This is a genomic window from Nostoc sp. DSM 114160 (assembly GCF_053470305.1).
Genome location: NZ_JBPFGO010000002.1, coordinates 227,876 through 240,238 on the forward strand (window position 1 = coordinate 227,876; position 12,363 = coordinate 240,238).

General features: G+C 41.5%; 7 protein-coding genes and 1 pseudogene. 4 read left to right on the forward strand and 4 right to left on the reverse strand.

The window, feature by feature from the left end; translation table 11 throughout:
- Positions 1–79: 79 nt before the first annotated feature.
- On the reverse strand, positions 80–5,986 hold the full coding sequence (locus NSTCB13_RS18070) for a trifunctional serine/threonine-protein kinase/ATP-binding protein/sensor histidine kinase (protein ID WP_448273360.1): 5,907 nt from the start codon (positions 5,984–5,986) through the stop codon (positions 80–82).
- Positions 5,987–6,177: 191 nt separating this feature from the next.
- On the opposite strand from NSTCB13_RS18070, the pseudogene NSTCB13_RS18075 reads away from it, so the two are divergent.
- The 4 genes and pseudogenes from NSTCB13_RS18075 (at position 6,178) to NSTCB13_RS18090 (ending at position 9,168) form a co-directional block, all read left to right on the forward strand.
- Positions 6,178–6,904, forward strand: a pseudogene (locus tag NSTCB13_RS18075) (pyridoxine 5'-phosphate synthase).
- Positions 6,905–7,140: 236 nt separating this feature from the next.
- Positions 7,141–7,860 carry a SnoaL-like polyketide cyclase gene (locus NSTCB13_RS18080; protein WP_445631401.1) on the forward strand — a complete coding sequence of 240 codons (720 nt, stop codon included), beginning with the start codon at positions 7,141–7,143 and terminating at the stop codon, positions 7,858–7,860.
- Positions 7,861–7,922: 62 nt separating this feature from the next.
- Positions 7,923–8,252, forward strand: coding sequence for an MgPME-cyclase complex family protein (locus NSTCB13_RS18085; protein WP_445631400.1), 330 nt, complete (start codon positions 7,923–7,925; stop codon positions 8,250–8,252).
- A 262-nt stretch (positions 8,253–8,514) separates the two neighbouring features.
- Positions 8,515–9,168, forward strand: coding sequence for a hypothetical protein (locus NSTCB13_RS18090; protein ID WP_448273361.1), 654 nt, complete (start codon positions 8,515–8,517; stop codon positions 9,166–9,168).
- Positions 9,169–9,446: 278 nt separating this feature from the next.
- On the opposite strand, the gene NSTCB13_RS18095 is transcribed toward NSTCB13_RS18090, so the two are convergent.
- The 3 genes from NSTCB13_RS18095 to folD form a co-directional block, all read right to left on the reverse strand.
- On the reverse strand, positions 9,447–9,902 hold the full coding sequence (locus tag NSTCB13_RS18095) for a divergent PAP2 family protein (RefSeq protein WP_094350479.1): 456 nt from the start codon (positions 9,900–9,902) through the stop codon (positions 9,447–9,449).
- A 320-nt stretch (positions 9,903–10,222) separates the two neighbouring features.
- A complete protein-coding gene (crtE, locus tag NSTCB13_RS18100; protein ID WP_448273362.1) occupies positions 10,223–11,155 on the reverse strand; it encodes a geranylgeranyl diphosphate synthase CrtE in 933 nt (310 codons plus the stop codon).
- A gap of 175 nt (positions 11,156–11,330) precedes the next feature.
- The gene (gene folD, locus NSTCB13_RS18105; RefSeq protein ID WP_448273363.1) at positions 11,331–12,218 is read right to left on the reverse strand and encodes a bifunctional methylenetetrahydrofolate dehydrogenase/methenyltetrahydrofolate cyclohydrolase FolD; all 888 of its coding nucleotides are present in this window, start codon (positions 12,216–12,218) and stop codon (positions 11,331–11,333) included.
- Positions 12,219–12,363 lie beyond the last annotated feature (145 nt).

Genomic DNA, 12,363 nt, shown 5'->3' on the forward strand with positions numbered 1-12,363 from the left:
AGTGCTGAGTAATTTCTAGTTTACTCAGCACTCAACACTCAGCACGGGCTAAACGCCCCGCTACCGCTAACAGCACTCATTATTGTTGTTGAGCAGAGATTTGAATGACAAACTCTGTACCTTTTCCAAGTTCGGAAGTACAAGAGAGCGAACCGCCATGTGCTTCTACCACAATTTGATGAGCGATCGCTAATCCTAATCCAGTGCCTTTTCCGACAGGCTTAGTAGTAAATAAATGGTCAAATACTTTTTGTTTAACCTCTGGTGACATCCCCACGCCATTATCAGCAATCTTAATCAAAACATTTTGACCTGAATCTACTACACGAGTTTGAATAGTGATGCAATTAGGGTTGGCAAGAATCGCTTCCAAACTGCGTTCTGTATTGTATTGTTCAAGCGCATCAATGGCATTTGCTAACAAGTTCATAAACACCTGATTAAGTTGTCCTGCAAAGCATTCCACTAGGGGTAGTTTGCCATAATTCTTCACCACTTCAATTGCTGGACGGTTTTCATTAGCTTTTAAACGGTGTCTGAGAATCAGAATAGTACTGTCTATGCCTTCGTGAATATCAAAAGGAACTTTATAGTCCTTATCTGCTCTGGAAAAGGTTCGCAAACTGGTACTGATACTACGAATCCGGTTAACACCCAATTTCATCGAGTCTAGTAATTTAGGCAAATCTTCGCGTAAATAATTCAGATCGATGGCATCAATTTCATCTTGAATATCTAAACCGGGATTGGGAAAATTTTGCTGATAAAGATTAATTAATCCAAACAAATCTTTAACATAATCTTTGGCAGGTTCAATATTACCAGCAATAAAGCCCACAGGATTGTTGATTTCATGAGCAACACCTGCTACCAGATTGCCAAGGGCAGACATTTTTTCATTTTGCACCACTTGCAATTGCATCGTTTTGAGTTCTTGCAACGCTTGTTCCAACTGTTGTTTTTGCTGCTGTAACAATTGTTGTGCTTGTTGGCGTTCAGTAATGTCTTCAGATGTGCTGAGAATGCCAAAAACGTTTCCTTCTCTATCTTTTAGAGGAATTTTATTTGTATTAGACCACTTATGTTTTTCATCTACTTGTTGCACGGTTTCGATAATGTTGAGTTCCGCTTCCCCAGACTCAATGATGCGGCGATCGCGCGCTACAAAAAAATCTGATTGCTCGCTAGTCCAGCCAAGGTCATAATCTGTTTTACCAATAACATTTTCTGGCACTCCTAGACCCCAAGTTTGCGTAAACTTATGATTACAGCCTAAATAAACACTATTGCAGTCTTTCCAGAAAACAGACTGGGGGATATTGTCAATAATTAATCGTAAAAATTGTTCAGTCTGTCCCAGGTTTTCTAGAGTATTTTGTGCTTGCTGATAAAGCCTAGCGTTTTCTAGGGAAATTGCAGCTTGAGTACATAATAAATTGAGAATTTCGACGCGATCGCTAGTAAACGCTCCAGTCATTAAATTGTTTTCTAAATATAAAATCCCTAACAGTTTCCCTTGATAGAGAATCGGCGTACACAGCAAGCTTTTAGGTTGCTGACGAATAATATAGGGATCGGCTATCAACGCCGGATGCAATGTTGTATCAAGGATAACGGTAGGTTCCAGGCTGCGTTTGACGGCGTAAATTAGGCTATGAGGAACATCTGCACTATCTTCCACACAAATGGACTGTAACACCGTTGATTGCTGCCCAACTTGAGCCATCGCCTCAACTAGCAATCTATCTTCTTTAAGGAGTAGTAACGCACACTTATCTGCTCCAGCATTTTCAATCACCACTTGTAGCAGCTTCGTAAGTAATTTATCCAGTTCAATTTCACTGGAGAGAGTTTGAGAGGCTTTTAAAACTGTTGCCAAATCTAGCATTACTGATGTATTGCTGCTAGAGGTTACTGATTTATGAATGCTTGGGTGGAAGGTACTAATGCTGTCAATATTTGCGAACGTCTCATTGGGTGTGAGTAGTGAACGCTTCTGTTGTAAAATTGGAGCTAGCAGTTGTGGATAACGCTGTTCTAGATCGTCGACTTTGGCTTTAGCATCCCAACGGGTGTAGCAATAGTAAGCATTAATCAAATATTCTTGAGCAATGCGTTCTTTGCCCCATTCTAAATAGAACTTGGCTGCAAGCTCGTTGGCGAGAGCTTCTTCGTTGACATATTCGTTTTCTTTAGCTTTGGCAATGGCGCGATCGTATGACTCGATTGCATCCATATACTTGCCAGAAATTCTTGCTATTTCCGCAGATAATAAGAGATATCGATGTAGAAAGTTGTCTGGACAACTATTCGCCCAATTTTTCTGAATTTGTTGATGCTCGCGAATAATTTCCCAATACTGCTTTTTCTTCTCTAATGTCACATTGGGATAGAGAGCTATCAAGCTGAGTGGATAATAGAAATGATACTGAATAATTGGGAAAAAGCCAGAGTTACAAGCAAGAGTTTTTTCAGCTTCTTCTGCTGCTTGCACAGCATCTGTGTAACGACCATAAAGGTACGATAATTGGATTTTGAGAAAGCAGTACCAATTAATTCCATGATCGAAATTGTTCTTCTGTCTCCATACTTCTATGTAGGGAATATCTTCGTCGTTGCGATCATCTAATAAATCGGTGTTTTTAGATATATCTTGCAAATTCAATAAGAACTGCCGCTGTAAAGTAAACGCATACAGCATATTGACATCATTAACCTGTTGCACATAACTCAAATATTTTTCAGTTTCCGCATAAACATCTGAGAGGCGATCGCCCTTAATTAACATTGCCCAAATCAAAAACGAAACCGCCCAAACACCAAACACCAAATTTCCAGTTTCTTGACAGACTTGGAATGATTCCTGAGAAAGTGGCAAATTCGTTTTCAAATGCTGATTATAGGGATTAATCGTGTGTGCAAAGATATTATTGGTCTTAAAAATAAATTGAGTACTATTAAAGTAACGATCGAGTTTTAGTGCTAATGTACCGAACTCATAAGCAGTTTGATAATTTCCTTGATTTGCTAGACTCATCCCATATATACAGTAAGCAAAACCAGAGCTTTCTGCATTGCCATATTTAAATGATAAATTGATCGTTAATAGAGGAACCAAGCAAGTGAAATATTCATCTCCTCCCATATAAGCTGCTGCCCAAAGGTCAGCTAAAATACCCATACAAACCTTCTTTTCTGGATCTGTCATCTCAGGCAGATCGAATAAATCTGATATACGAACCGTTTGCAGTTTAGCTTTTAATTCTTGAAGTTCAGTTTCGATAGCAGCTTGCTGTTCTTCAGGAGTGACTGGCAGATGCATTTCCATAATGCTCAAACCTTTTACTCCAGCTTCAATGCTAGCTGCGATATTTTCCCCCTGAGTCATTTTCAGATACATCTGAATCTTATAAATCTCTACTTGTTCAAACCTATCTTGACTTTGAGATAACGCTATCTCAAATAATTTCTCGGCTTGGTTAAAACTGCCAGTTAGATATTCAGATTCTGCGGATTCTCGATATAATTCAAACGTAATTTTATAGTTAGTTAACCAACTTTCTGCTATGAGCAAACTTCTACCTAATGTAAAATATTTCAGGGCTGCTTTATAAGCAGTAGAAGCTTTTGCTTTCTTACCAGCAATTAGATTCAGTTGAGCAAGTTCATATTTTTGAGATTGTCCATCAATTATGTCAATTCCTTCATTTAGCTGATTAACAATGTCAAAAATGCTGGTTTCAAGCGCTTCAGGTGATGTATTGTTTAACAGTAATTGCCCAATTTTGAAATGAGTAGCTTTTCGTTGAGATTCAGGGATAAGAGAGTAGGCCGCTTGCTGAACACGGTCATGAAGAAATCTGTAAGAGCAAGAGTCAGGAGAATTGTGTTGCTGAAATTCTGAAGTATGAATTCTAAATTCAGACTCATCATGGTAGAACTTATAAACCTCACTGGTAGGAATAATCAACCCATCTTGTACAGCCTTCCAAAAATCTGTGGCTGTTTCCAACTGAGATTTTTCATAGACGATCGCTAATGTCTTTAAATCAAATTGGTTTCCGACACAAGCTGCTAACTTCAAAACTTCTTGAGTTTTTGCTGACAATTTCTGAAGCTGAATTGCCATGAACTCTACTACATCATCGGTAAGAGCGAGCGATCGCACCTGAGCAATATCACATTCCCAATAACCACCATCAAAATTAAATGTAATTAGTCGATCTTGATGTAGCGCTTTGAGAAACTGGGTGCTGAAGAAAGGATTCCCTTTAGTTTTGCTCAATATTAATTCTGTTAAAGGTGTGGCTAAAGCTAAAGAGCAACTCAATGTATCTGCAACCAAATGATTGATAGAAACCCGATCGAGGGGTAATAAGGTAATCGTATTGACTGTGGCATCTAATTTCTCAATCTCTTCTAAAGTCAGCATCAGGGGATGTACTGGGTTGACTTCGTTATCTCGATAAGCACCAATTAACAATAAATAGCCGATGTCAGCTTCACTCATTAACAAGTGCATTAAGTTTAAAGAAGCAGCATCTGCCCATTGCAGATCGTCAATAAAGATCGCTAATGGATGTTCTGATGCAGTGAAGACTTGAGTGAATTTCAAAAACAGCGAATTGAAGCGATTTTGTGCCGCACTTCCAGAGAGTTCCGGCGCAGGTGGCTGTTTACCAATCATACTTTCCAGTTCTGGAATCACCTCGATCATTACTTGTCCATGCTCACCCAAAGCAAAAAGAATTTTGCGCTTCCACCGCTCAAATTGGGCATCAGTTTCACTCAGCAGTTGCCTGATTAAGTCTCGAAAAGCTTGCACAAAGGCAGAGAAAGGGATGTTGCGCTGGAACTGATCGAATTTACCTTTAATGAAGTAACCCCGTTGTCGTACAATTGGCTTGTGGACTTCGTTTACCACAGCAGTTTTGCCAATGCCAGAGAAGCCCGCTATCAACATAATTTCAGTGCTTCCCTGGCTGACTCTCTCAAAGGCATCCAGTAAATTTTGAACTTCGGCTTGGCGACCGTAAAGTTTTTCTGGGATGATGAAGCGATCGCAAATATCCCGCTCACCCAATTGAAAGGATTCAACCCTGCCAATTTCTTGCAATTGAGACAAACATTTTTCTAAATCAAATTTTAGCCCTAATGCACTCTGATAGCGGTCTTCAGCATTTTTCGCCATCAATTTCATCACAATTTCACAAAGAACTTCGGGAATTTCTTCCTCCCTGCCCCCTGCCCCCTGCCCCCTACCTCCTAATTGCTCTGGTTGCTTGGCAATATGACAGTGAACCAACTCCATCGGATCGTTAGACTTAAAAGGTAGATGTCCAGCCAGTAATTCATAGAAGGTAACGCCGAGGGAATAGTAATCACTGCGATAGTCGATTGCGCGATTCATCCGCCCGGTTTGTTCTGGAGAAAGGTAAGCGAGAGTACCTTCTAAGACATTAGGACTGTAAATTTCTTGGGTTTCTCTGGGTAAAAGAGAGGCAATACTAAAGTCAATTAACTTGACTTGCTTAGTTTCTGGGTTGATAAGGATGTTGGCTGGCTTGATATCTTTGTGGATAATTCGATGGCGATAAAGTCCGTCAAGAGTATTACTCAAAGCGATCGCAATATCCAAAAACTCTGTCAAAGTATATTGGTTGCTTTCCATTTTTTGATTGAGCCAATCTCTAAGGGAAATACCACCAAAATCCTCCATCACCAAAGCATAGCTGTTGCGGTAAGGTTCCAGACTGTAGGGACGAACAATACCGGGTAGGTCAAGATTTTTAGCAATAGTGTACTGATTACGGAACAGCAGCAGTTCATTGAAGCTAGGATACTCTTGCTGGAGCAGTTTGATCGCAACCGGAAGTCGATCCGCCTCTCGAATAGCACGGTAAACTACGGTTCTAGAGCCTGCATAAAGTTGTTCGCTAATTTGATAGTTCAAAAGCTTGTCCATCGGCTCAACTGCTGTATTCATACTTCATCAACTCTTGTGAAATCAGCTACTTATTTAAAGTAGTTTGCCCAAGAATAAGCTTTTGCTAACTCAGTTTTCTTTTAAACAATTGCATTGTACGCGTGTAATCTATGTGTAGCTCTTTCAGCAAAACTACCACTATTTCCGGTAAAATCAAGTTCTAAGGACTGTGGATTTGGGAGAAACCTGGGGTGCCTACACTTGGCGTTAACATTGACCACATCGCCACTATCCGGCAAGCGCGGCGGACGGTGGAACCAGACCCCGGTAGCGGCGGCGGTGCTGGCAGAATTAGCGGGTGCTGATGGAATTACGGTGCATTTGCGTGAAGATCGGCGACATATCCAAGATCGGGATGTGCGGATATTGCGGCAAACAGTGCGATCGCATCTTAATTTAGAAATGGCCGCTACAGATGAAATGCTGGCGATCGCTCTCGATATCAAACCAGATTACGTGACTTTAGTCCCCGAAAAGCGCGAAGAAGTCACAACAGAAGGCGGACTAGATATTGTCGGGCAAATTGCTAGAATAGGTGAAATAGTCGATAAATTGCAAAGCGCTAGCATTCCAGTTAGTTTATTTATCGATGCCGAAACAGCACAAATCGAAGCATCTGTCAAGATACAGGCGCAGTTTATTGAATTGCACACCGGACAATATGCTGAGGCTAAAGATGAAACAAATCGCCACCGAGAATTAGCCATATTAGCTAAAGGGTGTGAACAAGCGATTCAAGCTGGATTGCGAGTCAACGCTGGTCATGGACTCACCTACTGGAACGTCTATCCGGTGGCTGCGCTTCCAGGCATGGAAGAACTGAACATTGGTCATACCATCGTCAGTCGGGCAGCATTAGTAGGTATGGAAAGGGCAGTCCGCGAGATGAAGCAAGCTATAAGAGGGAATGGGGAATAGGGCATTGGGCATTGGGCATTGGGCATTGGGCATGGAAAAGAGACAAGGTAGACAAGGAAGAGGGGGAAGACTTGGGAGAGATTTGTTCAATAATTCCTCCTTGTCCCCCTTGTCTCCCTTGTCTCCCCCATCTCCCCCATCTCCCCCCTCTCCCCACTCCTCACTCCCGTATCTTAAAAGAGGGGTTGTCACTGCGAAATCTAGAAATTGGGATCGAATCTTCAGCAAAAACTTCTATGAGCGCAACACAATCTAACAACCTACCACTTTGGGTACAGGATCGGGATAAGGTGATAGCAGAAAGTACTGATGTCGAGTGGCGCTATCAGACACCGCCTGATTATTCCCGTTCAAAAGAGAATCTTGCTAAAGAAAGTATCTATAATCATCTTGAAGGAACACTAGAAGCGATCGTGCAAAACTTGGTGAGAACCTTTGAGATGGAGGTATCTTTCAAAGCTAACCCGCAAGAGTGGTTATCTATTGTGAATGACAACTTTCGCGTCAGTACTAATGGCGGAGTAGAGTATACCGCAGCAGATTTATCAGCCCAAGGTACTTACAATTTATTTATGGCTGATTCAGAGCATTATAAGGCTTCAGAAGAAAGTTTTGAATCATCTGCAAAAGTCTTCCACACAACATTTCCCCAAGGATTTCCTTGGGAAGTAATGGAAGTTTTCTCTGGGCCACCGAATGTCACATTTAAATGGCGGCATTGGGGACATTTTAACGGAGAATACAAAGACCATGCACCTACTGGAGAGACGCTAGAAATTATCGGCATGACCATTGCAAAAGTTACCGATGACTTGAAGATTATTTCCTTAGAACATTACTTCGACAATAATCTGTTCTTGGAAAAGCTAACATCTGGTGGCAAACAGATAAAATCTGAAAACCAGAAAAGTGCTTGTCCGTTCAGTTCTTGGTTTAAGAAATCCCACAAAAGTTAGTTTTGTCAGGGTACAGAGTCACTGTGCCCTGAAATTATTCACATAGCAACCAAAGGATGAAAATGCAAACATACCATTACGTTTTGGCAAGTCACCGCTTTCTTCTCGAAGAAGAACCGATACACGAAGTTCTCAAAGAACGCACCCGTAACTACCACGAACAAGAAAAACAAATAGATTTTTGGTTAGTTGAGCAACCAGCTTTCTTGGAAACACCGCAGTTTACAGAGCTAAAAACGAAGTGTCCCCAACCAGCAGTAGCAATTATTTCTACAAATCCTCAATTTATTACTTGGTTAAAACTGCGTTTAGAGTACGTCATTACTGGAGAATTCCAGGCTCCTTCTGAGGCAATACCAGATGCTTTGGCATCGTTAGCTACCGTATCTTAGGCATAGCGCATTGGGGCATAGGGCATTGGACATTGGGCATGGAGAAAAGACAAGGGAGAGACTTGTTCAATAATTCCTCCTTGTCCCCTTGTCCCCTTGTCTCCCCTGACCCCTCTGCCTCTTCCCCACTCCCTAATTTGATTTTTGAGTAACAAAATATATTTTTTGACACGGATTTCATCACCATACTGAAGTAGCTAGGTTTTCAGCTTTTTTCTTATAAAATCTTCTAAGACACCTTAATTTACATAATCTAACTTTTGTGCATAGATTTCAGAATTTCCCAAGTGTTTTAGGATTAGCGATTGTAGGGTTGATTGGTGGTATGAGTTCTGTACTTGCTCAAAAAACCATTCCCTCTTGTCAACCACCAAATGCGGGTGAGTATCTTTTATTAGTAGTCAGTCCCACAACAAATAATCAAAAGCAGTTACGTAGCGCCTTACCACCTGAACTAAAAACTATCACCTGCAAATATCTCAACGAAACCGTAACGCGAGTCGGGGGTTTTAACAAAATTGACGACGCCAATCGTTGGGCAAGATATGTCAGTAATATTGTTGGCTTGTCTGCCATAATTACCACTCGACCAACGACAACGGCAGATGTGCAGCCACAGTCACAGCCCAAACCACCTCAGCAGACAGTCAGCTATAATCCTCAAGCATTAGGAGAAGGTTATGCAGTACTGGTAGATTATTACAACCGTCCAGAACTAGTAAATAGTGTGCAGCAAGTGGTCGGAGGTAACGTCGGTTTTGTTTCTTATGGACAACGCCCTTACTTGCTAGCAGTTTATACCACTAACCAAACTGAAGCGTATAATACATTGCAAAAGCTAAACAATGGCGGTTTCGTTGCCAGCCTAGTAGATAGTCGTAAAGTGATTTTGCTGCGCTCGACTGTGCGGTTTTAGCTATCTTAAGTTCACTGGTATCCTGATGCGATCTACCAGACGTGGTAATTTGTCAATTGACCTAATTTGTGATTTTAAATTCAAAATTTCAAAGGGTTTCCAGGGAATATATTTATACTCGCTTTGCGTGAAGCAAGTTATTTGGAACAAATCCTTTCATTTTTAATTCCCTAAATTTATTCACGGGGTAAATCTAAAATCCAAAATCCAAAATTGATTGACAAATTACCAGTTATTAATGATCAATAGCCCCTCAAACAAAGATTTATTGCTCTAGTTTAATAAGCAGACCTAGCTAACCAATAGATGGTTATACCCAAAGCCGATCCAGCGATTACTTGGACTGGTGTATGTCCGAGTAATTCTTTCAGACGGTCTTGGCTAAAGTCTGGTTTTTCGTGAAATAATTCATCAATCATTTGATTGAGAATACGAGCTTGCTTACCAGCCGCTTGGCGAACTCCAGCTGCATCATACATGACAATGATGGCAAAAACGATCGCAACGGCAAAATCAGGAGATGCCCAACCCAGTGTTTGCCCTACACCAGCGGCTAGAGCCGTAACCAGAGCCGAATGGGCACTGGGCATACCTCCGGTTGTCACCAAAACACGCACATTCAGTTTGCGATGTTTGACGATCTCAACTACGAGCTTTAATGCTTGAGCAATTAAACAAGCTACCAGAGCAACCAGCAGCACCCGGTTGTCTAAAATGTTGCCTATGTCCTGCATGTTATTTTGGTTAGGTTAGTAAATATTAGCAGCAGTTGTTGATTGAGGAAACATTTAGATTCAACCCAAAATTTCCAAATCGATCTATCACGTTGGAAAAAGACCAACAATTCAAAATAGTCTAAAAGCTGATTTGATAAGCTTTTGTAATTTTGAATCAGTGAATTTTTAATTTCGTTGGGCAGTAGTAGTACAGTATGGTGTAAATAAACCACCCATTCCCAATCAATGAAACGCTTGCGGTATAAGAATTACGAATTACGTAGCTTGCTTCTCGCGTGAAGGCGAGTATTACGAATTAGGAATTACCCAAAGCGTTACTAGTTATTACGGCTGGTAATAAAATGAGCGATCGCTTGGAGTGGTTTAGCTCTGTCTCCAAATGGTTCTAATTCCACACAAGCTTCTTTAACTAGCTCTTGGGCTTTTAAGCGCGATTCCTCAAGTCCCCAAAGGCTAGGATAGGTAACTTTCTGAGCTTTTTGGTCTTTGCCAGCTGTTTTACCTAATTGCTCTTGAGTAGAAGTGATATCCAAAATATCATCGATGATTTGGAATGCTAGCCCAATATTTTGAGCATAACGGGTTAGCCGCTGCACATCTTCAGGTGATGCATTAGCAATCAGCCCGCCACAAACTACGCAAGCTTCCAACAGGGCGGCTGTTTTGTGTTTATGAATAAAATTTAGGGTTTCTAAGGAAATATCAGATTTACCTTCCGACTCTAAATCGACAACTTGACCGCCGACCAAACCACCTGCCCCCAAGGCTCGACCAAGACGGGCAATAACCTGTAAAACTACTTCTCTTTTAACGCTTTGAGGGGTTTCAATGGCAACAGACTCAAAAGCAAGAGCCAACAAGCCATCCCCAGCCAAAATCGCGACATCTTCACCATAGACTTTATGATTCGTCAGCTTTCCCCGACGGTAATCGTCATTATCCATCGCTGGCAGGTCGTCATGTATCAACGACATTGTGTGGATCATCTCCACAGCACAAGCTGTTGGCATGGCCATGTCAATGGTTCCACCCATCATTTCACAGGTGGCAAGACAAAGAATGGGACGTACACGCTTACCTCCAGCTAATAATGAGTAGCGCATCGCCTCATAAATCTTTTCTGGATAAATGACCGAGATAGACCGATCCAAAGCATTATCACAAAGCTTTTGTCGCTCTTTTAAATAAGCTGCTAAGTTAAATTTGGCTTCTTCTGGTGGTGTCTTTTGGACGTTATCAGTTGCTACCATTCTTTAATTCCTGACATTTTGCGATTTTTGCCTTATACGTCACAATTTTAAGGTGCTGGGGGACTGAAAAAAATGAAGAGTTAGGAGTTAGGAGTTAGGAATTAGGAGTTAGGAGTTAATAACTCTTAACTTTTAATCGATCGCTTTCAACTTTTAACTCATCACTTGTGACTCCTCACTCTCTTTCTTCTTTTGCCGCTCTAGAATAGCTAGCAAATGTATTTTCCAACAATATGGCAACAGTCATCGGGCCGACACCACCAGGAACTGGGGTGATAAATCCTGCGACATCAGCGGTTGATTCAAAATGGACATCGCCAATGAGACGACTTTTGCCATTAGCATCGGTGACGCGATTCATTCCCACATCTACCACAACAGCGCCCGGTTTCACCATATCAGCAGAGATCAATCCGGGACGACCTACTGCTGCAATTAGAATATCAGCATTTTGGGTGATGGTTTTCAGGTCATGCGATCGCGAGTGAGCGATCGTGACTGTGGCATCAGCTTCTAATAGCATCAGCGCCATCGGTTTACCCACCAAAATACTGCGCCCTACCACTACTGCTTGTTTTCCCTGCAAAGGAATCTCATATTCTTGTAGAAGCCGCATCACACCAGCCGGGGTGCAGCTACGTAACCCAGTTTCTCCCCGTACTAATCGCCCCAAGTTAACTGGATGCAGTCCATCAGCATCTTTATCGGGATCGATTTGATGTAGTAGAGTTACAGCATCCAGGTGGTTAGGTAAGGGCAATTGCACAAGAATGCCATCCACTCTTTTGTCGTGGTTGAGTGCAGCAATTACCTCTTCTAACTCCTCAAGGGTAGTTTCGGCAGGAAAATGCTTACCAAAAGAAGCGATCCCGACTTTAGTGCAAGCTTTTTCTTTATTGCGTACATAAGCCGCTGATGCTGGATTATCACCAACCATCAACACTGCTAAACCAGGCGGTCGTCCAATTTTTGGTTGTAATTGTGTAATAGCAACAGAAAGTTCTTGCTGAATTTTTGCAGCTAATGCTTTCCCATCAAGGATTTTGGCAGTTTTTGTTTCCATGAAAATTCCCAGCTATGTTCGCTTTTTGTCCAAAGTCCAAAATGAAAATATTGATTCTTAACTCTTGACTTTCGACTATTATTGTGTTGCTGTTTGATGTCGTAGCGTTTCTCTCACAGTAAATTCATAATGTTTATTTTCTCAG

Excerpts from the sequence above, each read along its gene's own strand:
- NSTCB13_RS18070 (WP_448273360.1), bottom strand. The coding sequence starts at position 5,986 with ATGAATACAGCAGTTGAGCCGATGGACAAGCTTTTGAACTATCAAATT.
- NSTCB13_RS18080 (WP_445631401.1), top strand. The coding sequence starts at position 7,141 with ATGAGCGCAACACAATCTAACAACCTACCACTTTGGGTACAGGATCGG.
- NSTCB13_RS18085 (WP_445631400.1), top strand. The coding sequence starts at position 7,923 with ATGCAAACATACCATTACGTTTTGGCAAGTCACCGCTTTCTTCTCGAA.
- NSTCB13_RS18095 (WP_094350479.1), bottom strand. The coding sequence starts at position 9,902 with ATGCAGGACATAGGCAACATTTTAGACAACCGGGTGCTGCTGGTTGCT.
- crtE (WP_448273362.1), bottom strand. The coding sequence starts at position 11,155 with ATGGTAGCAACTGATAACGTCCAAAAGACACCACCAGAAGAAGCCAAA.
- folD (WP_448273363.1), bottom strand. The coding sequence starts at position 12,218 with ATGGAAACAAAAACTGCCAAAATCCTTGATGGGAAAGCATTAGCTGCA.